At 71.9% G+C, this 25,491-nt stretch carries 19 protein-coding genes; 10 read left to right on the top strand and 9 right to left on the bottom strand.

The annotated features are described in order from the left end of the window. The first annotated feature begins 89 nt into the window (after positions 1-89). Positions 90-893, top strand: a complete 804-nt coding sequence (locus D7147_RS25350) for a maleylpyruvate isomerase family mycothiol-dependent enzyme (RefSeq protein WP_120681949.1) — start codon at positions 90-92, stop codon at positions 891-893. 14 nt (positions 894-907) lie between these two features. Here the strand turns inward: D7147_RS25350 and D7147_RS25345 are convergent, their stop codons facing one another. Together D7147_RS25345 and D7147_RS25340 are read right to left on the bottom strand one after the other, a co-directional pair. After that, positions 908-1,918 (bottom strand): hypothetical protein, encoded by a 1,011-nt coding sequence (locus D7147_RS25345; protein WP_120681947.1) that lies wholly within the window; start codon positions 1,916-1,918, stop codon positions 908-910. A gap of 13 nt (positions 1,919-1,931) precedes the next feature. After that, positions 1,932-2,495: a PadR family transcriptional regulator gene (locus D7147_RS25340; protein ID WP_120681945.1), complete on the bottom strand. Its 564-nt coding sequence runs from the start codon at positions 2,493-2,495 to the stop codon at positions 1,932-1,934. A gap of 182 nt (positions 2,496-2,677) precedes the next feature. Between D7147_RS25340 and D7147_RS25335 the strand changes: the two genes are divergently transcribed. After that, a complete protein-coding gene (locus D7147_RS25335) occupies positions 2,678-5,068 on the top strand; it encodes a WD40/YVTN/BNR-like repeat-containing protein (RefSeq protein WP_233563415.1) in 2,391 nt (796 codons plus the stop codon). Between the two features lie 85 nt (positions 5,069-5,153). Here the strand turns inward: D7147_RS25335 and D7147_RS25330 are convergent, their stop codons facing one another. The 5 genes from D7147_RS25330 to D7147_RS25310 form a co-directional block, all read right to left on the bottom strand. Then, complete coding sequence (locus tag D7147_RS25330; protein ID WP_120681941.1) at positions 5,154-8,546, bottom strand: S8 family serine peptidase; 3,393 nt, start codon at positions 8,544-8,546, stop codon at positions 5,154-5,156. Between the two features lie 257 nt (positions 8,547-8,803). Continuing rightward, the gene (locus D7147_RS33440; protein WP_120681939.1) at positions 8,804-11,236 is read right to left on the bottom strand and encodes a M14 family metallopeptidase; all 2,433 of its coding nucleotides are present in this window, start codon (positions 11,234-11,236) and stop codon (positions 8,804-8,806) included. Positions 11,237-11,547: 311 nt separating this feature from the next. Continuing rightward, the gene (locus D7147_RS25320) at positions 11,548-12,450 is read right to left on the bottom strand and encodes a DUF4231 domain-containing protein (RefSeq protein WP_120681937.1); all 903 of its coding nucleotides are present in this window, start codon (positions 12,448-12,450) and stop codon (positions 11,548-11,550) included. Between the two features lie 63 nt (positions 12,451-12,513). Next, positions 12,514-14,514, bottom strand: coding sequence for an elongation factor G (locus tag D7147_RS25315; RefSeq protein ID WP_120681935.1), 2,001 nt, complete (start codon positions 14,512-14,514; stop codon positions 12,514-12,516). Positions 14,515-14,716: 202 nt separating this feature from the next. Continuing rightward, positions 14,717-16,054 carry a glycoside hydrolase family protein gene (locus D7147_RS25310; protein ID WP_199734264.1) on the bottom strand — a complete coding sequence of 446 codons (1,338 nt, stop codon included), beginning with the start codon at positions 16,052-16,054 and terminating at the stop codon, positions 14,717-14,719. A gap of 466 nt (positions 16,055-16,520) precedes the next feature. Between D7147_RS25310 and D7147_RS25305 the strand changes: the two genes are divergently transcribed. From D7147_RS25305 to D7147_RS25275, 7 genes are all read left to right on the top strand, one after another. Next, the gene (locus D7147_RS25305) at positions 16,521-17,567 is read left to right on the top strand and encodes a LacI family DNA-binding transcriptional regulator (protein WP_120681933.1); all 1,047 of its coding nucleotides are present in this window, start codon (positions 16,521-16,523) and stop codon (positions 17,565-17,567) included. Between the two features lie 38 nt (positions 17,568-17,605). Beyond that, on the top strand, positions 17,606-19,201 hold the full coding sequence (locus tag D7147_RS25300; RefSeq protein WP_120681931.1) for an FAD-dependent oxidoreductase: 1,596 nt from the start codon (positions 17,606-17,608) through the stop codon (positions 19,199-19,201). A gap of 23 nt (positions 19,202-19,224) precedes the next feature. Further along, a complete protein-coding gene (locus D7147_RS25295; RefSeq protein WP_233563413.1) occupies positions 19,225-20,505 on the top strand; it encodes an ABC transporter substrate-binding protein in 1,281 nt (426 codons plus the stop codon). A 12-nt stretch (positions 20,506-20,517) separates the two neighbouring features. Further along, on the top strand, positions 20,518-21,468 hold the full coding sequence (locus D7147_RS25290) for a carbohydrate ABC transporter permease (RefSeq protein ID WP_120681927.1): 951 nt from the start codon (positions 20,518-20,520) through the stop codon (positions 21,466-21,468). Continuing rightward, the gene (locus D7147_RS25285; protein ID WP_120681925.1) at positions 21,458-22,300 is read left to right on the top strand and encodes a carbohydrate ABC transporter permease; all 843 of its coding nucleotides are present in this window, start codon (positions 21,458-21,460) and stop codon (positions 22,298-22,300) included. Before D7147_RS25290 ends, D7147_RS25285 begins: the two co-directional genes overlap by 11 nt. After that, on the top strand, positions 22,297-23,199 hold the full coding sequence (locus D7147_RS25280; protein WP_120681923.1) for an ROK family protein: 903 nt from the start codon (positions 22,297-22,299) through the stop codon (positions 23,197-23,199). The genes D7147_RS25285 and D7147_RS25280 overlap by 4 nt, the downstream gene beginning before the upstream one ends. Before the next feature lie 73 nt (positions 23,200-23,272). Continuing rightward, positions 23,273-23,968: an N-acetylmannosamine-6-phosphate 2-epimerase gene (locus tag D7147_RS25275; RefSeq protein ID WP_120681921.1), complete on the top strand. Its 696-nt coding sequence runs from the start codon at positions 23,273-23,275 to the stop codon at positions 23,966-23,968. Between the two features lie 82 nt (positions 23,969-24,050). Here the strand turns inward: D7147_RS25275 and D7147_RS25270 are convergent, their stop codons facing one another. Both D7147_RS25270 and D7147_RS25265 read right to left on the bottom strand, forming a co-directional pair. Continuing rightward, positions 24,051-24,509, bottom strand: coding sequence for an SRPBCC family protein (locus tag D7147_RS25270; protein ID WP_120681919.1), 459 nt, complete (start codon positions 24,507-24,509; stop codon positions 24,051-24,053). Next, positions 24,506-24,865 carry an ArsR/SmtB family transcription factor gene (locus D7147_RS25265; protein WP_120681917.1) on the bottom strand — a complete coding sequence of 120 codons (360 nt, stop codon included), beginning with the start codon at positions 24,863-24,865 and terminating at the stop codon, positions 24,506-24,508. The genes D7147_RS25270 and D7147_RS25265 overlap by 4 nt, the downstream gene beginning before the upstream one ends. Positions 24,866-25,047: 182 nt before the next feature. Here D7147_RS25265 and D7147_RS32495 point away from each other — a divergent pair, with 182 nt between their 5' ends. Continuing rightward, positions 25,048-25,476 (top strand): hypothetical protein, encoded by a 429-nt coding sequence (locus tag D7147_RS32495; protein WP_158609393.1) that lies wholly within the window; start codon positions 25,048-25,050, stop codon positions 25,474-25,476. Positions 25,477-25,491: the final 15 nt, after the last annotated feature.

Raw genomic sequence — 25,491 nt, 5'->3', positions numbered from 1 at the left:
TGGGCGTCACAGCACGGCGCGATAGGCCGATGGACGTCGGCTCCGACCAGTTGATGAGCGGACGGTGCCGCCCGAGGAGAGGAACGACAATGACGAAGGTTCCGAGCATGGGGTTCGACGGCTGGTGCGACGAGATCCTCACCCAGACGCGGTTGCTGGCCGCGCACCTGCCCGGCACCGACCTCCGCACGCCGGTGCCGTCCTGCCCCGGCTGGACGGTCGGCCAACTGGTGCGGCACGTCGGCGCGGGACACCGCTGGGCGGAGGAGACCGTACGCACCAAGGCCGCGTCACCGCTGCCCGACACCGAGCTGCGCGAGCTCTCCGGGCACGTGGACGGCGACCCGGCGACTCTCGGACCGTGGCTCGCCGAGGGCGCCGCCCGGCTCACCGAGGCGCTGCGCACGACCGGGCCGCAGACCGAGGTCTGGACGCCGATTCCGGGCCGGACGGACGCGGCCTTCTACGCCCGCCGGTTCGCGCACGAGACCCTGGTGCACCGCGCCGACGCCGCACTGGCGTTGGGCGTGCCATTCACCGCCGATCAGGAGGTCGCGGCGGATGCGCTCGACGAGTGGATGGAGCTGGACACGCTGCCGGTCATGCTGGAGATCAAGCCCGAGCGGCGGGAGCTGCTCGGGCCGGGGCGCACCCTGCACCTGCACGCCGTGGACACCGCGCCAGATCTAGCGGCGGAGTGGCTGGTCGACCTCACCGGCGAGGTCGTCACCTGGCGGCGCGCGCACGAGAAGGCCGCAGTCGCCGTGTGCGGCCCGCTCATCGAGCTGCTGCTCACGGTCTATGGACGCCGGCCGCTCGGGGACGGCACGGTGCAGGTCATCGGCGACCGCGAGCTGCTGGAATCCTGGCTGGCCAAGGTCAGCTTCGGCTGAGTGCCGCCAGATCCTCAGGCGTGCCTGGCGGCGGACCGCCGACCGGCGGCTCGGATGACGTCGCGGTAGACGGCGAGGGCGGGCTTGGCCCGGTAGGTGTCCGTGACGATCCCCAACGTTCCGGTGGGCTGGGTGGAACCGCTGTCGGCATCGCGCAGGCTGAACAACTCGTACTGGGCGATGTTCAGCGACTCGGCAGCGGCGAGGATGGCGTCGAGCATGTCCGACAGCGAGTCGCACTGCGCCTGCTCGGTGCGCGGCGCCCCGCTCGGGCTGCCGTTCTCCGCGATGTGGATCGGGACGCTGGGCGGGATGTGAGCGCGAGGCAGCGAACGGCTGCGCAGGTGGTGGAGAGCGTGCGTGGTGAGCGACGCGGTGTCCCCGGGGGTGCCGCGTGGAGCGACGGGTGAGAAGGCGTCCGGGTAGAGCCCCAGGCCGACGTAGTCGACGTGGGCCGCGAAGTCCTGGTAAGGCAGGGCCGACAGGCGCCGCCAGAACTCGTCGTCGCCGCCCAACCACTCCGCCGGTTCGGCGACGGAGAAGCCGACCCGTACGTCGTGCAGGCCCCGCCGGTCCAGCGCGCCGCGCGCGTACGGGAGACCGAGGGTCAGGGCCTCGACGACGCCCGGGGCGCTTCCGTCGATGAGTGGGATGGGGAAGTTCGGCTCAAGCGTCACCTGGAGAAACCGCGTCAGATGACCGTAGCGCTCGATCACCGTGTCGAGGAAGGCCAGCCAGCCGGGCACGTCGGCGACCGCCGGAAGGTAGCTGACCACGAGATCCAACTCGCGGCGGTCCTGGACGTACCACTCGTCGGGCATCGTCAGCTGGGCGAGCTCCTTGTCGGCTCCGAGTGAGGTCACGACATCCGGCGCGGTCGCGTCGCCGAAGAAGTGCACGTACTCGCGGATGACGAAGGGTCTGCCGTCCGCCAGCATCTCCACCAGATCGCTGGTCGCGACCGGGTCGGGCGGCCGCGAGCAGAGTGTCCCCACCCGACCACCGGGATAGATCCCGAATTTCACGCGTCGGTCCCCTTCACCTCGTCGGGCTGCCGCCCGGCCAGTCGATGTCGTGTGATCGGATCCGCCGCACCAGCGTCCTGGCCCAGGCGACTTCGGCGGCGACGACGGCGCGCCAGTAGGCCACTTCGAGCATGTGCACCTCGAGCACGCCGTGCGGCTCTGCCCGCAGGGCCGCCAGCTCGTGGTCGAGCCGGTCGGCGCGCTCCTCCAGCACGGACGCGGCCAGGTCGGCCGGGAGGATCGCGACGTACGCGACGGCCATGACGAAGTCCAGGGAGGCCACCGCGGTGTCACGCAGCCCCGCCTCGACCCGCTGACGGAACTCCGCCACACCCGCCTCGGTCAGCTCGTACGTCGTACGTGGCGGCCGGTTTCCCGACCGCTCGGCAGGGCGCGCAGAGAGCAGACCGGCCCGGTCGAGCGCTTTCAGCAGGGAGGTCACCGTGCTGCGGGTGACTGACACCTGCGCATAGCGCTCGTGGAGGCGCCTCGTGAGGTCGTAGGCGTGTGCCGGCTGCTCGACGAGGAGGCCGAGCATCGGCAGCACCAGGCTGTTCCGTGTGGCGTCCAGAGGCACCGATCCAACCTATAGACGTATACGTCTAATCGCAAGAGCGGAGATCGGCATCGACAGCTGTCCTAAGCAGAGGGTGCCAATCGGCGACAGATGCCCGGTGACGTAGGTCACTCGACTGTCTAGCTTGAATCGATGGAGACCGCTTTCCCGGTCGTCACCACGCGTGGACAGGGAGACACCGCATGAAGCTCACGCTCGTCCGAAGATATCGCGGCCTCACGATGACAGTGGCGGTCGCGCTGCTGGCCACGGTCGCTCTCACCGCCTCCTCGGCACCACGGCCCGTCGCGGAGGTGTCGCTCTCCACCAACACCCCCACCGGGCCGATGGAGCTGCCCGACGAGTGGATGACCGCCCAACGGATGAGCGACGGCAGCACCGAGCTCTCCACCGCCAAGTACGCCAGCGCCCGCGGCGAGGCCGTGAAGGTCGCCGGCCACACCCGCAAGGCGTACCGCCACCTGGCCGAACGGAAATGGCACTTCTTCGGGCCCAGCAACATCGGCGGCCGGGTGGTCGACATCGCCCTCGACCCGCACGTGCCCGACCAGGTCTTCATCGCCGCCGCCTCCGGCGGCATCTGGCGCTCCAGCGACGCCGGCGCCACGTTCGAGACAGCGTGGCCGGACGGCTGGACGCAGAGCATGGGCGCGGTCGCGATGACCAGCAAGGGCGTCCTGCTCGCCGGCACCGGCGAGGCGCAACCCGGCGGCGGCTCGATCACCTTCGGCGGCGACGGCATCTACCGCTCCACCGACCGCGGCAAGAGCTGGCGCTACGTCGGCCTGCGAGGCAGTCACGCCATCGCCCGCTTCGCGATCGACCCCGGCAACGAGAACCGGATCTTCGCCGCCGCCGCGGGCAACCTCTTCGTGCCCGGCGGCGAGCGGGGCGTCTACCTCTCCGAGAACGCCGGAAAGAGCTGGCGACGGGTACTCGCGCCACCGAACGCCACCACCGGCGCGACCGAGGTCGTCATCGACCCGAGCAACCCCCGCCGGGTGTACGCCGCGATGTGGGACCACCTGCGCGAGCCGCACCAACGCACGTACGGCGGCCCCGGCTCCAGCCTCTGGCGCTCCGACAACGGCGGCCGCACCTGGCAGCGGATGACGACCGGCCTGCCCACCGACGCCGACCAGGGCCGGTGGGGCCTCGCCCTCGCGCCCAACGACCCGCAGCGGCTCTACGCCTACGTCGGCACCGCACTGGGCCCGTTCCGCGCGTTCTACCGCTCCGACGACGGCGGCGACAGCTGGACCCAGACTCCGGTCACCGCCGGCCAGGCGTCCCAGTCCACCTTCAGCTGGTGGTTCGGCAAGCTCTTCGTCGACCCCGGCAACGCCGACCACGTCTTCCTCACCGGCGTGAACCTGATGCGCTCCACCGACGGCGCGCAGAGCTTCAGCTCGGTGGGCGGAGTGCACGCCGACCAGCACACGATGCGCTGGGATCCGAAGGTGCCCGACCGGGTCTACCTCGGCAACGACGGTGGCTTCTACCGGTCGCAGGCCAACGGCGCGAGCGGCTGGGTGAAGTCCACCTACGAGCCGTACACGCAGTTCTACACCGTCGACGTCGCCGAGACCGACCCGGTGCTGAAGGTGGGCGGCGCGCAGGACAACGGCTGCAATCGCGGCTACACCGGCGTCGGCGGCCCGTGGACCGCCATCGGCTGCGGCGACGGACTCCAGGTGATCATCCATCCGGAGCAGTCGAACATCGTCTTCGGGTGCAGCCAGTACGGCTCCTGCTACCGCTCGGAGAACTCCGGCGCCGCCCCGCGCCAGACCATCGGCGCCGGGCAGACCACCTCCGACCGACGCAACTGGCTCACGCCGCTGCAGTTCGACCCCACCGACCCGAACGTCATGTACTACGCCGGCAACATCGTCAACCGGTCCACCGACAACGGCCGCACCTGGACGCCGATCAGCCCCGACCTCACCGGCGGCGGCCCCAACGACCCGTCCGGCTACCCGTGGGGCACCATCACCACGATCGCCGCGGCGCCCACCGACGGGAACAAGCTCTACGTCGGCACGGACGACGGACGGCTCTGGTGGACCGACGACCTCGGCGGCACCTGGCACCAGGTGAACCCGGGGCAGCTGCCCGGCACCTGGGTGACCCGGGTGGCGGTGCACCCGACCGACGAGAACATCGCCTACGCCACCTTCTCCGGCTTCCGCTCCGGCAGCGATCGCGCCCACGTGATGATCACCCGCGACGGCGGGTCCACCTGGCGCGACATCGGACGGGGCCTGCCGGACGCGCCGGTCAACTTCGTCGAGCCGACCACCGACGGTCTGCTGCTCGTCGGCACCGACGTCGGGGTGTTCATGTCGGCGTGGAACGGCGGCGAGTGGGCGGCACTCGGCGCCAACCTGCCCCAGGCCGCCGTGATGTACCTGCGCTACCACGAGACCAGCCGGCAACTGACCGCGGCCACGTTCGGCCGAGGCGTCCACGACCTCACCGTCCCGAAGTGCCCCGCGGCGTCGACCCGGCTGCCGCTGAAGCCCACCGGGGTCGGCGTGGTCGGTGCGCTCGCCTCCTGTCGCAAGGGCTGACCGCACGCCGGACGGATCGACCGGCCGTAACGACAGTGCGGCCCCGGCACATCGTGCCGGGGCCGCACCGCGTACGCGAGGACGGTCAGTCGGCCTTGTATGCCCGGATGATCGTCTGGTCGATGCCGCTACCACCGCTGGCACCGGCCTTCACCCGCAGGGAGACGGCCTGACCCGCCGCGGGAGCCGGCAGCTCGACGCGGTACGCGTCGTCGTGGCGGCTGGCCCGGGCCACCTGCCACGTCTTGCCGTCGTCGGTCGACGTCCACACCTGGAAGGAGGTCACCTTCTGCGTGGGCACGCCCTTGGTCTGCCGGACGGTGAACTCGCCGGTGCCACCGGTGAGGTGGTTCCCGGCGTCCATCGGCAGCGCGTAGTCGACCGCGAGCAGCGGCAACGGCACGCTTCCCGTGCCGGTCGGGCCGGCCGAGCGGAACGTCCAGGAGGTGTTGACCTTCGTCGAGATGGGCAGGATCAGGCTCGTGTCGAGGTCGAAGGTCACCCGGTAGTCCGCCGCCTGCTGCGGCACCGTGAAGTCGGCCCGCGAGGCGTTGCGCTCCTCGACCAGCTTGCCATCGCGGTAGAGCGACAGCTTCCGGTTCAGGCCGATGCCGCCACCCTGGAGGCAGTCGGCACGCCCGTGCTGGTCGGTGAGCATGGCCAGGTCGACGTGCAGGTTGCCCCGCGTCCGCGACGGCGCGGTGGCGCACGTCTGTGCGTCGCCCTTGTTCACGATCCCGTCGACCCAGTCGGAGTGCAGCGGCTGCCGCGCCCAGACCTTGGAATCCCGGCTACCGGGCTGGTAGCTGCGCACCTGCTCCTGGGCGGGCAGGCCGCCGTAGACGGCCTCGTCCATGTAGAGGTAGCCCGGCGACAGGTAGGAGGTGCGGTTCGTCGGCAGGTCGAAGTTGCGGAGCTGGGTCAGGTACACCCCGTCGGGCGCGAACATGGCACGCCGCAGCGAGGTGTACATCTCCGGCGAGTCCATCTGGTTGAACCGCTCGTCGACGCGGGCGAGCTTGGCCTGCTCGGCCTTGCTCACCCGGTACGTCGGGTCGGCCGGAACACCGCCGGTGTACTCGTGGGCCAGATCGTAGGCGTACGGGTCCGCCGTGCCCTGCGGTGACTGGAGGAAGAAGGCGGAGTACGCCCGCAGCGAGCCGATGCTCGGCTTGCGCAGCGGCGACACCGAGACCTTCGCCCCGCCGCCGAGGCCGGTGACGCTGTTCCACCAGAACTGGCCGTTCTTCGCGGCCTGCTGGTAGATGAACGAGGCGAGGATCGGCGTGGTGGGCGCCCCGTCGACGATCGCCGTCACCGGCCGGGCCGTCGCCGGGTCGAGGGTGATGCTCCGGTTGCCGCGGATCGCCACGTCGGTGTCTCCGACGTACGCCCCCGCCTGCGCGTCGGTGGCCGGGTCGTACGAGGTGTACGCGGCGGTGACCGCGTACCGTCCCTCCGCGACCCGCACCGTCACCGACTCGCCCTGCGCGAAGAATGCGCCGCCCGCGGAGATGAGTGGGTCGTCGAGGTTGGTCACCAGGACGCCGACGTAACTGTCTGCGCCCTCCGGCACGTCGGCCATCGGCTTGGTGTTCACCGTCAGGTCGAAGCTGCGCGGCTCGACGTAGAAGCTGACCGGCGTGGTGGCGACCGGCTTGTGCCCGGCGGCCCGGGCGGTGACGGTGGCGAGGTAGTAGCCCGGCTTGCCGGCCAGGGCGGCACGGTTGATCCGCAGCGTGGTGCCGGCGGTCGAGCCGCGCTTGACCTGCACCTTGTTCGTGGTGAGGGTGACCGCGCCGCGCGGGGCGGTGCTGCCGTCGTGGTTGACGGCGGTCACGTCGAGGTCGAGGTTGACCGTGGCCGGCGTGTTGTCACCGGTCCAGGTGAGCGTCGTCGCGGCGGTGCCGGACTGCGGGTAGCCGAAGGTGCCGAGGTCGACCGCCGGCCGGTTGCTGGTCGGGCCGGAGAGCGCCCGGACCGCGTTGAGCCGGCCGGCGCCGACGGCGTACGGGTCGACGGCGGTCATCGGGTCGGCCGCGCCGACGAGCGCCGCCTTGAGCCGGTCGGCCTTCCAGTCCGGGTGCCGCTGGACCAGCAGCGCGGCCGCGCCGGCCGTGTGCGGGGCCGCCATCGACGTGCCCGTGAGGCCCTCGTAGTACTGGTCGATCGGGTCCTGCAGGTTCGTGCCCGCGGCCCTGGCGGCCACGATGTCGACGCCCGGCGCCACGACCTCCGGCTTCGCCACGGACGTGTCGACGAGCGGCCCGCGGCTGGAGAAGTCCGCCAGCCTGCCGTCGCGGTCGACAGCACCGACGGTCAGCGCCGTCGCGGCCGAACCCGGCGCGGAGATCGCGCCGCCGTTGTTGCCGGAGGAGATCACGAAGAGGGCGCCGGTCTTGCGGCTGGCCGCGTCGACGGCGAGCGCGAGCGGGTCGGTGCCGTTGTCGGCGGACTCGCCGCCGAGGCTCATGTTGATGACGTCCGCGCGCTCCGCCGCCCACTCGACCGCCCGGATGATCTGCGAGTCGTCGCCGAATCCGTTGTCGTCGAGGACCTTGCCGATCACGAGCTGCGCGTCGGGCGCGACCCCACGCCGCTGCCCGTGGGCCGCGGCGCCGGTGCCGGCGATGGTGGACGCGGTGTGCGTACCGTGGCCGTTGTGGTCGACGGCGTCGCCGCCCTCGACGGTGAAGTCGGCCTTCTCCACCACCCGACCGGCCAGGTCGGGGTGGGCGAAGTCGGCGCCCGTGTCGAGCACCGCGACGCGCACACCCTTGCCCGTGTACCCCGCCTTCCAGGCGTCGGGCGCGCCGATCTGCTCCAGGTTCCAGTCGAGGTCGCTGCCGTGCTGCTTGCCGGCGATCGGCGCGACGCCGGTGGGCCTGGTGGTGCTCAGGCCGGTGGCGCGGACCTTGCGGTCCAGCCACACCTTCTTCGCCCCCGCCAGCAACGAGTTCGTCGCCAGCTTCGCCGTCGCCTCGCTCTTCTTGGGCACGTGTCCGGCGACCGCCTCGATGAGCGGTAGCTGCTGCACGTCGGCGAGCGCGGCCACCCGGGCGGCCTTCACGGCCGGCTGCACGATCACCGGCAGCGTCGTGGTGCTCTCGTCGTCGTAACCCTCGGCGATGAGCGTGGTCACGTCGAACAGGTCCGGATCGAGAATCGCGCCGATCTTCGACGCGACGCTCGCGGGAGTGATGTGCAGGTGGCCGTCGGGGCCACACGACTGGTGGAACACCGCGTTCGGCTTCGCGGGCTGCACGGACGCCTGCGGGCACCCGGAGCCGCTGCTTCGTACGGTCACCACGTCGCCGGTCAGCAGCGTGATCGTGTGGGTCGTCCCGCCGGCGTCGGCTCTCACCGCGCTCGACGCGGCGATGTGGCCGGGTTCGGCTGACGCCGGCCCGCCCGGCACCGCGCCGAGCGCCGTCGCTGTCACCGCGGCGGCCACCAGCCAGCGTGTTCTTCTGAGCATGTCGCTCCTCACAGGATTAGTCGCCACTTCTCGCTCAAGGGGGCTCGAGAAGTTGATCACACGCTAATCCTGGGGGAATTCGGCGGGAAGACGGGGTACGCAGCCGGTCGTGTGAGGTGATCGGTCCTGGTGGTGGCGGCCTCGGACGTGATACGGCCAGGAAAAGTCAGGGCAGATCGCACCAGCACGCACGATGCCGGACAGGCGACGGCCGCGGCGCCCGAGGGAGCGCCGCGGCCGTCGTGGTACGGCTGTGGTCACCTGCGCGGCAGGACCGCCTTACCCTTGCGGTAGTTGTTGCCCTTGCCGTCCGGACGGTAGTTCTTCTCGACGTTCCCGGCGGCGTCGACGGAGAACCAGTGGACCTCGGTGCCGGCCGGGACGGTCAGCGTCTCGCCGCCCTCCCGGATGCCCGCCGAACCGTAGAGCGTGGAATCGTACGTCGGCTTGGCGCCGTCGAGGGTGTAGAAGACCGACGCCGGCTCGGAGACGTCGAACGTCACGTTCACCATGCCCGGGCTGGAGCTCGGTGCGACGTTCATGGTGCTCGTCGGCCGCTTCTTGTCCGACTCGAAGTCCCGGGCGACCCGCATCAGCTCGACCAGGCCGTTGGAGAACTCCATCGCCTCGGCGTGCGCCTCGTCCCACTCCGGCTGGAAGGACGTGCCGACCTCGAAGTTCCAGGCGTAGATGCCGTACTTGTACCAGAGCATGTCGCCGGAGTTGCCCGCCGCCGAGTAGAGCACGTCGGAGATCGGGCCGGTGCGGGCCGGGGTGACCGCCATGTTCCGGTGCTGCTTGATCGCGGTGAGGATCCGCGAGGAGGCGCCCCAGAAGAACGACTCGTCGGCGAGCGACGGGCGCGGCGCCGAGGTGCGGTCCGGCAACGCGTACGCGCCCGGCGACCACATGAAGTAGTTGCCCGACGAGTGCAGGTTCATCGAGAACTTGATGTTCGGCCGGGAGGCCAGCCAGTCGAGGTTCCGGTTCTCCGGCTCCGACAGCTCGCTCGGGCCGGCGTAGGTGCCGCTGGTGCAGCTCGACGAGGCGCCCGAGTAGCCGTCGAAGAGGCTGTACTCGGTGTAGTTGCGGTTGTTGTCCACGCCCCAGGAGTCACGGCCGAGGAAGTCGGCCGCCCCGGTCGTCGGGCAGTGGTTGGTCATGTTCTTGCGCTGGGAGTTGAAGTCGTAGAACGAGTAGTGGCCGCCGTCCGGGTTGATCGACGGGGCGATCCAGATGTCCAGGTCGTTCAGGAGCTGCTTGGTCCGGCCGTCGTGGTCGTAGTTGCGCAGCAGCCGCTCGGCGGTCTCGATGGTGACCAGCGGCGGCACCCACTCTCGGGCGTGCTCCTGGGCGTACGCGAGTACGCCCAGCTTCGAGCCGTCGCGGTGCTTGCCGATCCGGATCGCGTACACCGGGTGCGGGTCGCGGGAGACCGAGGCGGGGGCGCTCAGGTCGTCGGTGAGCTGGGTCCGCGGCGCGGAGGCGACCACGCCGTCGCCCGGGCTGCCCCGGTAGGTGTACGCCCGCACCAGCGTCCCGGCGTTGGCGTTCAGCGCCGCCGCCACCTGCGCCGCGGTGCTGATCACCGCGCCCGTACCGTCGGTGGCGAGGTTGACGCGGATCGCGTTGCCCGTCACGGTCACGCCCAGCGCGGCGTTACCGGTGCCCGGGTCGGCCAGTTCGACGGAGACGTCGTTGCCGCCTTCGTGACCCCAGGCGAGCGAGTCCACCGCGACCCGGCTGGCGTTGGCGGCGCCGAGCACCGCCTGGGCGTGCCGACGGTAGCCGTTGGTCTTGTACGGCAGCTCGACGACCTCGGCCAGCTTCGGGAACTCGGCGGCGAGCTGCTGGATCCGCGCGTACAGCTCGGTCGGCGTCTGGTAGCTGGTGACGAAGTCCTTCTGGTAGCCCGGCCCCTCCGGGTCGGTCCGCGGCGTGGGCAGCCACTCCTGCACCTTCGCGACGGCGACGTCGCCGGTGGGGCTGGTGATCCGGACGTACTGCGGGCGGCTGGTCACCGCCGCGGCGCCCCGGTGGTAGAGGTAGACGCCCGCGTCGACGAAGCGGGAGATGGTCTGGGTGCCGCCCGAGCCGATGGCGGTGCCCGGTCCGCTGTCCCGTTCGACGGTGAGCGTGTTCGTTGCGGTCTGGCCCTGCGCCCACTTCGCCTCGACGGAGAGGACCTGGCCGGTGCCGGAGGTGTAGTAGTCCGCGCGGATGATCTTGACGTCGGAGGCGTCGGGCGCGGTCGGGTCGCCGGCGGTGGCGGCGAACTCCCGGTTCTCCGACCGGTGCTCGGCGATGGTCGCCTCGCGCTCCGCGACGCGGTCGCGGGCGTCCGCCGGACGGTGCAGCACCTCACCGAGGGTGAAGCCCGCGGCGGTCAACCGGTCGGCCTCGCTCGGCGTGATCACGGCCTGCGCGACGACGCCGGTCTCCGTGCGTTCGACGTGGTGGTCCAGGTCGACGCCGGTGGCGACGAGCGCGTCCAGCTCCGCGGTGCCGTCGAGCAGCACCTCGACGACGCTCGCCTGCTGCCCGGCGATCGGGTCGGCCTCGGCGGGGGCGGTGGCCTGTGGCGTGACCGCCGAGGCCGGGCCGACCAGCAGTACGACTGCCGTCGCCGCGGCCAGGGCCACCGGTACGGGAAGGCGGCGTCGCCACCTCGGGGACAGGGGGTACGGCAATGTTCTCTGCCCTTCTGGCTGTTCGGCCGGGAGGCCGAAGGTGATTGCCGAGGGGCACGCCCGGGGTGCGCGGCTCCATCCGGCGAGTCGGGCGCGGCCGTTGCGGTGACCAGGCGCACGACGGTGAACGGGAAAGGTGGTGGGGAAAGCCGACCGCCGGGGTGGACGCCGCGCATCGCCGAATGTGCGACAGCGTCACGGGTTGGTGATGACGTGGTGGCGGTCGGTGAACTGAGATCATCCTCAGCGCCGCAACAGGTTCTGTCAATCCCTCGGCGGGACCGTCGAATTCGGACCGACGGCGGTGTACGTCAGCGGTGCGCGGTCCCGTCCTCCTCGAGGGTCCTGGCCATCCACGCCTCGTTGGAGACCGAGATGATCCGCTCCGCCTCGGCCACGAAGGCGTCGTCGTCGGACCAGCCGGCCCCGTCGCGGCGCAGCCGCCCGAGCCGGGTCAACTGGTCGGCCGTGCGGGCGTACTCGATCTGGTGGGCCTCGAACTGCTGGGCCGCGCCGTAGCCGACCAGCGCCGTGGTCACCGTGGCGACCACCCCCACCCAGGCGGCCAGCCCGAGACCGTCACCGAGCACCCCGACCACGCCGGAGAGCACCGCCCCGACGACGGTCAGCGCGGTGGTCGCCAGCCGGATCCGGGCCGCTCGACGGGCCATCTGCCGCGCGCCGGGAAGGTAGTACGCCTCCACCTGCTGCACCAGGCGGTGCGTCAGGTACGAGTCGACGCCGGCGACCGTCGGCAGCTGTCGACGGAGGAGCGGCAGATCCACCGTCAGCCCGACGAGGTCACCCACGTCGTCGACCAGGGCGTCGAGCCGGCGCAGCAGCACGACGTCCCGCTCGGGCCCGGAGAACGGCGCCACCCGGGCCAGGTGACGGTAGACGTCGGCCTTGAGCGCCTCGGAGACCGACCGCAGCCGGGTCCACGCCTGTACCGCCTCCCGCCCGGTCGCCCGGGCCGCCACCGGGACCAGCGCCAGCGCCACGGCGGCGAGCACCGCGAGGACGCGACTCACGCCGGCCTGCACCCCGCCGAGCTGGGCGGCGGCGGTCCCGGCGACGGCCGCCGCGATGGTCAACCCGGCGACCGCGCGACGGCCTCGGATGATCCGACCCTGCGCCCGCCCGGCCGCCCGCGACCAGACTCCCTGCTGCTGCCAGACCGCGTCGACGGCGGTCGGCGCATCGACATCCGCCACGCCCGCATCGTAGGGCAACAACGCCGGGGGCGGGCCGGCCCGACGGCGGGCGGCCGGGCCGCATCAACGCTCCCCGTGCCGGTTCACCCGACGGTTGACGGCGAGGAGGTACTCCTTCCGGTCGCCGGGATCCGGGGCGTCGCGCGGACGCCGGGGCGGTTCGCCCCGGACCGGCCGGTGATGGTCGAAGGTGGACTCGAAGATCCCCTCTCCCCTGGTCAACGCGGGCAGCCGGCGCTCCACGGCGTGCACCTGCCGCGCCGGGACCACGCCCGTCACGACTGCCGAGCCGTCCTGGGCCGCCGTGCTGTGCGGTACCGCGTCCAGCCGGGCCAGCACGGGCAGCACGGCGGCGAGGAGATCGCCCGGGGCCTCCAGCCGGAACCGGTGCATCGGCTCCTCGACCCGGGTACCGGCTTCCCGCAACGCCGCCAGCAGCACGAGCGGGGTCAGGTTCCGGAAGTCGCCGGCCGTGCTGGACATGCTCTTGTCGAAGGTGCCGTGGGCGTGGCTCTGCCGAGCCCAGTAGCCGGCGTGCGTCATGGTGACCACGCAGTCGAGGACCTGCCAGCCGTACAGTCCCTGGCGCAGCGTCTCCCGTACGGTCTCCTCGACCGCGGCGAAGAACGCCGGAGGCATCGAGCCGAGTTCGACGCCGAGCCGGAACAGGGTCCCGCTGCCGGGGCTGCCCGCCGCGACCCGCAGCCCCACGGTGGCCAGGAACGGGTTGGGCTCCACGCCGATGAGCTCGACCGCCGCTCCCGTGCCGCGTAGCCGTTCGACGTGCACGGTCGTCGTCTCCCGGAACGTGACCACCAGGCCGTACTCGTCGGCGAGAGTCGCCCCGACGACCTCCTTCTGCACCTCGCCGTAGAGTGACACGGCGATCTCCCGCCGGGTGGCGTCCCGCCGAACGTTGATCAGCGGATCCTGTTCGGCCAGGTCGCTGAGGGCGTCGTGCAGGGCGGCCCGGTCCGAAGCCCGCTCGGGCACCACGACGGTCTCCAGGCTGGGCAGGGCGAAGTGCCGGGCCGGCGCACCGGGGCGGGCGACGCCGACCCGATCACCGATCCGGACGTCGCCGAGGCCGCGCAGCAGGGCGATCCGTCCGGCGTCGACGGCGTCGACGGGTACCGTCGAACCTCGGTCGAACACCTGGATCCCGGTCACCGTGACGACCCGCTCGCCCACCGGCAGCCGGTCGCGGAGCCGGACCGTGCCGCCGAACATCCGCACGTAGGCGACCTTCTCGCCGGACGGAGTCCGTTCGATCTTGAACACCGTGCCCGACGCCGGGGCGTCCGCGTCGGGCCCGGCCACCGGCAGCAGTTCGGTGAGGCCACCGATCAGCGCCGCCACCCCGGCGCCGGTGATCGCGGAGCCGGCGAAGACCGGGTGCACGACTGCTCGTCGGCTCTGGTCCGCGAGCGCGGCGCGCAGCCGCGGACCGGTGAGGCGACCCTCGTCCTCGACGTACTCCGCGAGCAGCCGGTCGTCGCCTGCGCTGAGCAGGTCGCGCAGTCGCCGGACGAGCCGCGGGTCGCCGTCGCGGTGGGGCACGAAATCCGCCTCGCGGGTGCCCGCCGCCCGCACCCGACCCGTCGCCACCACCGACGGCGTCAGCCGGTCCGCGATGTCACGCAGCACCCGGTCGGGGTCCGCGCCGGACCGGTCGATCTTGTTGATGAAGAGCACTGTCGGCAGGCGCAGGCGCTGGAGCGTACGCATCAGCACCCGGGTCTGCGCCTGGACTCCTTCGACGGCGGAGACCACGAGCACCACGCCGTCGAGCAGGTCCAGGACGCGTTCCACCTCGGCGATGAAGTCCGGGTGGCCGGGCGTGTCGATGAGGTTGACCGTCACGTCGTCGACGACGAACGAGACGACGGCGGAACGGATGGTGATCCCGCGCCGTCGCTCCAGCGCCAGGCTGTCGGTACGGGTCGTGCCGTCGTCGACGCTGCCGAGTTCGTCGATGACGCCGACGGTGTGCAGCAGGCGTTCGGTCAGGCTGGTCTTGCCGGCGTCAACATGCGCCAGGATCCCGACGTTGAGAGTTGTCACGAAGCGTCATGTCCTTCGGGTCGATGAGCATTCCCAGGTGGTCGGACATGAACGCAGCGCGCATCTCGGTTTCCTCTCGATCGGTAGCGGTTACCTGCCCAGTCGACCAGCAGCGACGTGGGCGGGCAACCGAAATAGCCATCGGGGCGGGCGGCCGTCGTCGGCCGCCCGCCCCGATGGTGGATCAGACGTGGGTCAGGGCTCAGTGCCCCCGGTCGTGCGGCACGGTGACGGTCACCGTGCAGCCGACCGGCCGGCCGATCTCGTCGTGCCCGGCGTACGTCAGCGTGTAGACCCGGTCCCCGCCGTTGCCGGCCCGTTCCGCGCGGAGCCGGCCGGTGGTGTCCGGGGTGCCGGTGGTGAAGCCGTGCACGTCCGTGGCGTCGCCGCCGGTCACGCCGGTGAGCGTGAAGGCGTTCGGGCCGAGCACCCCGTCGGGAAGGTCGACGCGTACGGCGACGTCGACCAGCTTGTGGTTCGGCGGCCAGAGCACCGGCCGGTCGACGGTGCAGTCCAGCTGCCGGGTGGGCAGCGGCTCGGGCAGGGTGGCGACGGCGTGCCCGATGGTCGCGGTGAGCCGGCCGCCCGCCTCGTAGTACATGTGCGCGCTGCGGCCGTCGAAGTAGAAGGTCGGCGCGGCGGAGCGGCCCAGATCCGGGGCGGCCGTCATCGAGTCGTGCACGACGCCGAGGTGGAGCTCCTGGTCGAAGTTCTCCCCCACGTCGACCGCGTGCATGTTGCCGTCGGCGGCGTGGTAGATCACCAGGTTGCGGTCCTGCCAGCGCAGGAAGAAGGGGCCGGAGGCGTTCGCGCCCTCGTCACCCTGCGGGGTGACCAGCGGCTCGGGCTGGATGGTCCAGGTGCGGGCGTCCGGGGAGACCGCCCAGCGGATCCGCCGGGCCACCGGGCCGGTCGGCCCGGGCGGTGCGGCGGTCGGGTTGTCCATGAAGACCATCAGGTAACGGCTGCCGAGCCGGGGCACCGCCTGCTCGAACACCCGGGCGTACGAGGTCTCGCCGCCCGTGCTGGCGTCCCGGCTCACCGCCGTGCCGCCGTAGTCGAAGTGGATGCCGTCCGTGGAGGTGGCGTACCGGGTGATCGAGTTCTCGCCGTGGAAGTAGAGGAAGAGCTTGCCCTCGCCCTCGATCCAGACGGCGTGCGGTGAGGAGACGTGGCTGACCGTCGGGTAGTGCGGCAGCCAGGTGTTGCCGATCAGCGGGTTCGCCGCGTACTCGGTCCACGGGCCGTCGATCGAGTCGGCGTACGCCAGGGCGATGCCGCCGGGCCGCTCGTGCGGGGCGTAGTACAGGTAGTAGGTGCCGAGCGGGTTCGGGAAGTAGTCGGCGGCGCGGATGACGCTCGGGAAGATGAACTCGCCGGTGGGGTTGTAGGTCAGCTCGGCCTTGTCGAAGGCGGTGCCCACGTAGTCGAAGTGCGGGAAGTCGAGCGTGGGGGCGTCGGCGGCGGCGGGGGTGCCGGCGACGGCGGCGATCAGCAGGCCGGCGCCGAGCGCGGCGGCCGTACGGCGGGTTCTCGTCATGCCTCTTCCTCTTCTCGGGACGGGATCGGAGGCCGGCCGGTGCGGACGGCCGGACGTGGCGAGCCGGCGGCGATCCGAGGGCACGGGTCGTCGCCGGACGGGCACTGTGGACGGTCCGGGGGTTCCCGACCCACGAGGACCGGGACGGGAGTGACGCTCAGTCAGATTGAAGCGGTGGGGGTGCGCCGGGGCGGGTGCCACCCCGACGTGCTAATACGTATTAGCGATCATGTTTCTCGAATGTTGCTCGCCACCGGCCGCCCCTGTCAAGAGGGCCGGTCGAATCCGCCGGCAACCGGTCACTGATCGGCCGCTCAGTCGGTCACGATTCGGCTAATACGCATTACTCCTGCGGGTTCATCTCCAGGAAATCTGCCGTCACCCTCTTGACACCCGACGGGCAGGGCGGCCAGAGTCCTCCCTACACCGAGCGCTAATGCGTATTAGCGCCGCCGGAAGGACTCCCGTGACCGCAACCCCCCGCCGCGTCACTCAACGTGACATCGCCCGGCTGGCCGGCGTCAGCCAGGCAACGGTCTCCCTCGTGCTGAACAACCGGGCCGATGCCGACGTGCGGATCGCCCCGGAGACCCGGGACCGGGTGCTGCGCGTGATCGCCGAGACCGGCTACGCGGCCGACCCGGTCGCTCGCCGACTCGCCTCCCGCTTCAACCGGATCATCGGCGTGTTCACCTACGAGCCGGCCTTCCCCAGCGGCAGCCGGGACTTCTTCCACCCGTTCCTGCTCGGCATCGAGGAGTACGCCGAACGGGTCGGCTGCGACCTGCTCCTGTTCACCAGCGCACCCGTGATCGACGGCCGGCGGCGCATCTTCCACCAGGACAACCGGCTGCGCCTGGCCGACGGCTGCCTCCTGCTCGGCCGCGAGATCGACGCCGACGAGCTGCACCGGCTCAACCGCGACGGCTACCCGTACGTGGCGGTCGGCCGGCGCGACGACGCCGGCGGCCCGGTGCCGTACGTCGGCGCCGACTACGCCACCGCCGTCGGCCGGCTCGCCGAGCTGGCCATCGCCCGCGGGCACCGGCGGATGACCTACCTCAGCATGGGCATCGACGCCGAGTCCTCCGAGGACCGCCGGCGCGGATACCTGGCGACCGCGTCCGCCGCGGAGAGCGCCCGGCACCGCCCGGCCACCGCAGCGGACGCCGAAGCCGTCCTCGACGACCTGTTCGCCGACGGCAGCACGGTCGCCTTCGTCGAGGACTTCGCCACCGCGGTGGCGCTCGAACGAGCCGCGCGGCGGCGCGGGCTCTCGGTGCCCGGCGACCTGTCGCTGCTGACCCTGGGCGACCCGACCGTCCCCGTCCCCACCGAGCTGGCCTTCACCGGGTTCCGCATCCCCCGCGAGGAGATGGGCCGGCAGGCGGTCGAGGTGCTCACCCGGGTCATCGACGGTAGCGCCAGCGGTGTCCAGCAGCGACTGCTGCCCTGTGAGCTCGTCGAGGGCGCCACTCTCGGCGCCCCTGAACCGGCGGTCGACCGCCCGTGAGCGGCGACCGCGCAACCGGAAGGAAGCAAGTGGTACAGATGCGTGCGGACGTCCTCGTCGTGGGTGGCGGGCTGGGCGGCGTCGCGGCGGCTCTCGCGGCGGCCCGCGCCGGCCGGTCGGTCATCCTGACCGAGGAGTTCGACTGGCTCGGCGGGCAGCTCACCAGCCAGGCCGTACCCCCGGACGAGCACTCCTGGATCGAGCAGTTCGGCGCCACCGCCAGCTACCGGGCGCTGCGCAACGGCATCCGGGACTACTACCGTCGGCACTACCCGCTCACCGGACGCTCCCGCGCCTGGACCGACCTCAACCCCGGCGCCGGCTGGGTCAGCCGGCTCTGCCACGAGCCCCGCGTCGCCGTCGCCGTGCTGGAGGGCATGCTCGCGCCCTACCGGGGCGCCGGCCGGCTCACCGTGCTCCAGCCGTACCGGCCGGTCGCGGTGGCGACCGACGGCGACCAGGTGGTCGGTGTCACCGTGGCGCACCGCGATCGCGACGAGCAGATCGACCTCACCGCGCCGTACGTGCTGGACGCCACCGAGGCCGGCGACCTGCTGCCGCTCTCCGGCACCGAGTACGTGACCGGCTTCGAGTCGCAGGCGCAGACCGGCGAGCCGAACGCGCCCGCCGAGGCGCAGCCGATGAACATGCAGGCCGTCTCGGTCTGCTTCGCCATCGACCACGTCGACGGCGACCACACCATCGACCGCCCGGCCGACTACGACTTCTGGCGCGACTACAAGCCCGACTTCTGGGGCGACCGGCTGCTCTCCTGGCGCTCCCCCCACCCGCGCACCCTGGAGATCGTCGAACGCAGCTTCACCCCCAACCCGGACGACGACCCGCTGGCGGTCAACGCCGACCAGCGCCTCAATCCCGGCGACGGCAACCTGTGGACGTTCCGGCGCATCGCCGCCCGGCGCAACTTCACCACCGGGGCGTACGGCAGCGACATCACCCTCGTGAACTGGCCCATGATCGACTACTTCGAGGGCCCGGTCATCGACGTGCCGAACGCGTCCTGGCACCTGGCCAAGGCGCGCGAGCTCTCCCTCTCGGTCCTGTACTGGCTGCAGACCGAGGCGCCCCGACCGGACGGCGGGACCGGCTTCCCGGGGCTGCGCCTGCGCGGCGACGTGACCGGCAGCCGGGACGGCCTGGCTCAGGCGCCGTACATCCGTGAGGCGCGGCGCATCCGCGCCGAGTACACGGTGGCCGAGCAGGACCTGTCCCTCGCCGTACGCGGTGAGCGCGGCGCGGTGCACTACCCGGACTCGGTCGGCGTCGGCATGTACCGCATCGACCTGCACCCGTCCACCGGCGGAGACAACTACATCGACGTCGGCTCCTGCCCGTTCGAGATCCCGCTCGGCGCGCTCATCCCGCAGCGGGTGGAGAACCTGCTGCCGGCCGGCAAGAACATCGGCACCACGCACATCACCAACGGCAGCTACCGGCTGCACCCGGTCGAGTGGAACGTCGGCGAGGTAGCCGGCCTGCTCGCCGACTTCTGTCTGGCACGGGGCGAGTCCCCGCGCGCGGTCCGCAGCACCCCCCGCCTGCTGGCCGACTTCCAGGACCGCATCTCGGCGGCCGGCGTGGAGCTGCGCTGGCCGACGATCGCGGGCTACTGACAACCCCCGGTGAGGAGATGATCGTGAAAACAGGAAAGGGACTGCGGTTCGCCGCGGCGGCCCTGGCCGGCGTGCTGGCGCTCTCCGCCTGCGGCGGCGGTGACGAGGGCTCCGACGGCCCGGCCGACCTCCGGATGACGGTCTGGTCGGCCAACGAGGCGCACCTGAAGCTGCTCAACGAGATCGCCGACGAGTACCGCAAGAACCACCCGGACGTCAGCGCCATCACCTTCGACCCGCTGCCGTTCGAGAACTACACCACCACGCTGACCACCCAGATCGCCGGTGGCAACGCCCCCGACATGGCGTGGATCTTCGAGAACTCCGCCCCGGACTTCGTCTCCTCGGGTGCGCTGCTGCCGCTGGACGACACCCTCAAGAAGGCCGAGGGTTACCAGTACGACGACATCTCCCCGGCCACCCTCAAGCTCTGGCAGGACGGCGGGAAGCTCTACGCGTACCCCTTCTCCACCTCGCCGTTCGGCGTCTTCGTCAACACCGACCTGCTGAAGCAGGCCGGGCAGAAGACCCCGGCCGAGCTGATCGCCGCCGGCCAGTGGACGTGGGACGCGGCGCTCGCCGCCGCCGGCGCCACCCAGCGGACGACCGGCAAGGCCGGCCTGGTCATCCGCGACTTCGACTACAAGGGCTGGGACAACCTCTCCACCTTCTGGACGGGTTGGGGCGCCCAGGCGTGGAGCGAGGACGGCAAGTCCTGCGGCTTCGCCGCGCCCGAGATGGTCGACGCGATGACCGCCCTGCACAAGGCGATCTTCACCGACAAGGCGCTGCCCGGCCCGGGGACCACTGCCGACTTCTTCGCCGGGGACGCGGCGATGACGGTCACCCAGATCTCCCGCGCCTCGCTGCTGAAGGACGACGGCTTCGCCTGGGACCTGGCTCCGCTGCCGGCCGGCCCGAAGGGCGACTACGCCGTGGTCGGGCAGGCCGGCATCGGCGTGCTGAAGAAGAGCAAGCACGCGGACGCCGCCGCCGACTTCCTCGCCTTCCTCACCAACCCCACCAACTCCGAGAAGCTCGCCCAGTTCTTCCCCCCGCCGCGGCAGTCGCAGCTCACCGCGGAGACGCTGGCGAAGACGAACCCGAAGCTCAAGCCGGAGCAGCTGCAGAAGGTGGTCATCGACGGCATCACCAGCGGCGTGGTGAAGCCCAACCACGCCGGGCAGGCCGAGCTGAGCCAGCAGGTCCGCGCCGGTCTCGACCCGCTGTGGAAGCCGGACGCGGACGTGAAGGCCGTCCTGGACGGCGTCTGCGCCAAGATCCAGCCGCTGCTGGCGAAGTAGGGCAGCCGGACCATGTCCCAGACGGACATCCGGGTGGGCGGGGCGCCGGCCCCGCCCACCCCGGGCCAGGCGTCGCGCCCGTGGTGGACCAGCCGCCGCCGCGACCAGCTCGCCGGTTACCTCTTCATCGCCCCGCAGCTGCTCGGCAGCCTGCTCTTCGTCTTCCTACCGCTGGGGCTGGTCGTCTGGTACAGCCTGCACGAGTGGAACGTGCTCGCCGGCACCTTCGACTTCGTGGGCGCCGACAACTACACGGCGCTGGCCGATGATCCCAACCTCGGGTCGGTGCTGCGGGCCACCGGGCTCTTCTCCGTCGGCCTCGTGGTGTTCAACCTCGCCCTGGCGCTGCTGCTCGCCGTCCTGCTCAACCAGAAGCTGCGCGGCACCATCGTCTTCCGCACCATCTTCTTCTCCCCCGTGGTCGTCTCGCTGGTCGCCTGGACGATCGTCTGGGGCTTCCTGCTGCAGGACAACGGCGGCGTCAACGGCCTGCTCGACACCATCGGCGTGGACGGGCCGAACTGGCTGCGCGGCGAGGGCAGCGCCATGCTCTCCGTGATCGTCGTGCAGGTGTTCAAGAACGTCGGCCTGAACATGGTGCTGTTCCTGGCCGCCCTGCAGGGCGTACCCGCCGAGCTGTACGAGGCCGCCGAGGTCGACGGCGCCAGCCGGATGCGCCAGTTCTGGCGGATCACCGTGCCGTTGATCAGCCCGACGATCCTGCTCACCTCGATCATCACCGTGGTCGGCTCGTTGCAGGTCTTCGCCCAGATCGCGGTGCTCACCCAGGGCGGGCCGGGCACCTCCACCACCGTGCTCGTCTACTACCTGTACCAGCAGGCGTTCCAGTTCCATCACTTCGGCTACGGCGCGACCCTGTCGATCCTGCTCTTCGGCATCGTCCTCGCGCTCACCGTGCTGCAGTGGCAGATGCGCAAGAGGTGGGTCTTCCATGAGTCGTGACCTGTCGCGCCGCACCAAGCTGGTGCTCTACGGAGTGCTGCTGGTGCTGGCGATCCCGTTCGTCTTCCCCACCTGGTGGATGGTCACCTCGTCGCTGAAGCCGGTGGCGGACATCTTCGCCTTCCCGCCGCAGCTGCTGCCGGTGCATCCGCAGCTCGACGCGTACCAGCGGGTCTTCGAGCTCCAGCCGTTCGGCCGGCAGTACCTGAACAGCCTCTACATCGCCCTGGTGGTCACCGTCGGCACGCTCGCGGTGTCGGCGCTCTCCGGGTACGCCTTCGCCCGGATCCGGTTCCGCGGCCAGAACGTGCTCTTCCTGGTCGTCCTCGCCGGTCTGCTCATCCCGAGCGAGGTCACGATCGTTCCGCTGTTCCAGATGTTCTTCAAGCTCGGCCTGATCGACACCCACTGGCCGCTCATCCTGGTGCCGATCCTCGGCGCCCCGAGCGTGCTGGCGACTTTCATCATGCGGCAGTTCTTCATCAGCCTCCCCGGTGAGCTGGAGGAGGCCGCCCGGGTCGACGGGCTCGGCCGCTTCGCCACGTTCTGGAAGGTGGCCCTGCCGCTGTCCCGGCCTGCCCTGGGCGCGGTCGGGATCTTCACCTTCCTGCACAGCTGGAACCTCTACCTGGAGCCGATCGTGTTCCTCTCCACGCCGGAGAAGTTCACCCTGCCCCAGGCGCTCACTCAGTTCGTCGACGCGTACGGCGGCCCGATGTGGAACGTGCAGCTGGCCGCGGCGTCACTGACCGCGCTGCCGGTCCTCGTGGTCTTCGTCATCGCCCAGAAGCAGTTCGTGGAGGGCCTCGCGCACACCGGCCTGAAGGGATGACCGGCCCGGCCGTGGTGGGCCTGGACATCGGCGGCACCAAGACGGTGGCCGTCCTGGTCGACCGGGACGGCACGGTGCAGGACCGGCGGCGGGCGAGCACCCCCGCGCGCTCCGGGCCCCGCGCGGTGCTGGACACGGCCGCGCGGCTCGCCGCCGACCTGCTGCCCGCGGCGGGCGGCGGACCGGTGGGCGTGGGCACGGCGGGCACCGTCGACCCGACGACCGGCGTCATCCGGTACGCCACCGACAGCCTGCCGGGCTGGACCGGCACCCCGGTCGCCGATGCGCTGGCCGAACGGCTCGGCCGGCGGGTACGGGTCGGCAACGACGTGCACGCCGCCGCGCTCGGCGAGTGCTGGTCCGGCGCCGGCCGGGGCGACGGGCACCTGCTGCTCGTCGCGGTCGGCACCGGGCTGGGCGGGGCGATGGTCCGGGCGGGCCGGCTCGACGCCGGCGCCCGCGGTGCGGCCGGCGCGGTGGGGCACCTACCGGTGCCGGGCGCCGAGGGGCTGCGCTGCGGCTGCGGCCGGTACGGGCACCTGGAGGCGATCGCCTCCGGCACCGGGCTGGCCGCCGCGTACGCCGCGCGGACCGGGGAGCGTTGCACCGGACGGCAGGTGGCCGAGCGGGCCGCGTCGGGTGACCCGGCGGCGCGGGCGGTGCTCGATCGGGCCGGCGAGGCGCTCGGCGCGGCCCTCGCCGGGCTGGTGGCCCTGCTCGACCCGGCGACGGTGCTACTGGCCGGCGGGGCCGCCGAGTCCCTGCGGCCCGCCGCGACCGCCGCCTACGCCGCCGAACTGCCGCCGGCCTGGGCCGACGTGCCGCTGCGCCTCGCCGCCCTCGGCGAGGACGCGGTCGCCGTCGGCGCCGCCCGGCTGGCCTTGGCGGAGCAGCCGTGACGGCGGCGGCTCTCGAATCCAACCGACCGGCGGCCCGCCCGTCCCGGACGACGCGAAGAGGAGACCCAGACCGGTGAGCGTGCTCGACGACCTGGCCGGCGGGCTGGTGGTGTCCTGCCAGCCCCTGCCCGACGACCCCGACGACCCGATGCGGGACCCGTACGTGCAGGCGCGGGTGGCAGCCGCCGTGGTCCGGGGCGGCGCGGTGGCGGTGCGCGCCAACGGTCCCGCCGACGTACGCGCCATCCGCGCCGCCGTGGACGTGCCCCTGATCGGCCTCTACAAGCACGGTGCCGCCGACGTCTTCATCACCCCGACGGCCGAGCACGCCGTCGAGGTGGCGCTCGCCGGTGCCGCGATCGTCGCGGTGGACGCCACCGACCGGCCCCGCCCCGACGGGCGTACCTTCGCCGACACCGTCCGCGCGCTGCGGGAGCAGACCGGCGCCCTGGTCCTCGCCGACGTGTCGACGCTGGCGGAGGGCGTGGCCGCGGTCGAGGCGGGCGCCGACGCGGTCGCCACCACGCTCTCCGGGTACACGGCGGCGAGCGCGGACGCGGAGCGCCCGGACCTGGCGCTGGTCGCCGCGCTCGCGGCCGGCGTGCCGGTGCCGGTCTTCGCCGAGGGGCGCTACCGGGACGGCGAGCAGGTCGGGCGCGCCTTCGCGGCCGGCGCCCACGCCGTGGTGGTCGGCAACGCGCTCACCTCCCCGCTCTGGCTCACCCGCCGGCTGGTCTCGGCGCTCCGGCCCGGTCCGGGGAACCGCTGACCCTGGGGTGCCCGAGGAGGTGCCGGTTCCGGCACCTCCTCGGATCTCCAGCCGACGGTGCCGGCCGGCGCGGGTAACGCCGTCAGCCGGCCGTTCCGGTCGTCTCCAGCTCGGCGGTGAGGGCGTCGAGCTGGGTCGCCGTGCCCTGTTCACGCCAGGCCGGCTGCTCGTGACCGTCCAGGTAGGTGCCCTGCTCGGTGAGGACCAGTCGGGTGCCGTCGCCGTCGGGCACGAACTCGACGGTGGTGATGGAGAGGGTCGACAGAGTGCCGTCGAAGGAGAGCGCGGAGCTGCACACGATCCGTTCGTCGGCGACGATGTCCTGGTACTGCGTGTCGTAGGTCAACGCCCGGCCGTCGTGCTGGCCGAGCACCCGCTCCCGACCGCCGACCCGGAAGTCGAGATCGTGCTCGGCGTGCTGGCCGGCGAACCAGCGGGCCTTCACCTTCGGATCCGCCCAGGCCGAGAAGACGGCGGCGGGCGGTACGGCGTAGTGGCGCTCCAGGGTGAAGGTCGAGTGGGCGGTTTCGGAGTGGCTCATGCTCGATCGTCTCCTTCTGCTGCGGGATCGCCGGATCGGTGCGCCAGGATGTCGTCGAGCCGGTCCAGGCGCTGCTCCCAGTTGGTGCGCTGGGCGCCGAGCCAGCTCTCGGCCGCGCGCAGCGCCGCCGGCTCGACCCGGCAGGTGCGCACCCGGCCGGCCTTCTCGGAGATCACCAGGCCGCTGCTCTCGAGCACCTGGAGGTGCTGAAGCACGGCCGGCAGCGACATCTCCAACGGGCGGGCCAGTTCGCTCACCGAGGCGGGCCCGCGGACCAGCCGCTCGACGATGCCGCGTCGAGTCGGATCGGCGAGGGCGTGGAACACCAGGTCCAGCGATCCCTGATGGTTAGGCACATCCTTAACTTTCCACGTCGAGCGCCAATAGTCAAGGACTTGCTTAACCATCACCGCGGCGCACCGCATCCGGCGTTTGTCCGCCCAGGTCGCGGGAAGACCCGGCCGACCACACCGACGGGACCTCTCCTGGCCGATCACCGGTGGCAGGGGATTCGGGGCAGACCTGAGGAGGAGCGAGGATGACCGCAGGCAGGACTTCCGTCCCGCCGGGGAGCCGCCCGACCGGGGCCCGCAAGGCCACCGGCGCGAAGAAGGCGCCGATGAACCGCAAGGCGGCGGCGAAGAAGGCCACCGCCGCCACGAAACGGGCGACCGGCGCGAGCGCGGCCAAGTCACCCGGCGCGAAGCCCACGACGACCACGGCCCGAGTCGCACGGAAGAAGAGCACCTCCGCCACCACGGCGACGCCCACCCGCCGGCCGACGGCGAAGGCGGCCACCGCGAAGAACGCGCCACCGAAGAAGGCGCCGGCCACCCGGGCCGCCGCGAAGAAGGCGGCGAAGAAGGCACCGGCCCGGACCCGGACCACGTCCGCCACCCGGGCGCCGGCGAAGAAGGCCACCACCATGGAGTCGTTCGGCAACCGGCGCACGGCCCGCAAGGCCTGACCGCCGACGCAGCAG

Origin of the sequence: Micromonospora musae (genome assembly GCF_003626545.1) — a bacterium.
In the GTDB taxonomy this organism is placed as follows: domain Bacteria; phylum Actinomycetota; class Actinomycetes; order Mycobacteriales; family Micromonosporaceae; genus Micromonospora; species Micromonospora musae.
The sequence above is the reverse complement of the archived record's forward strand: the minus strand, read 5'-3'. Positions and strand labels throughout refer to the sequence as shown.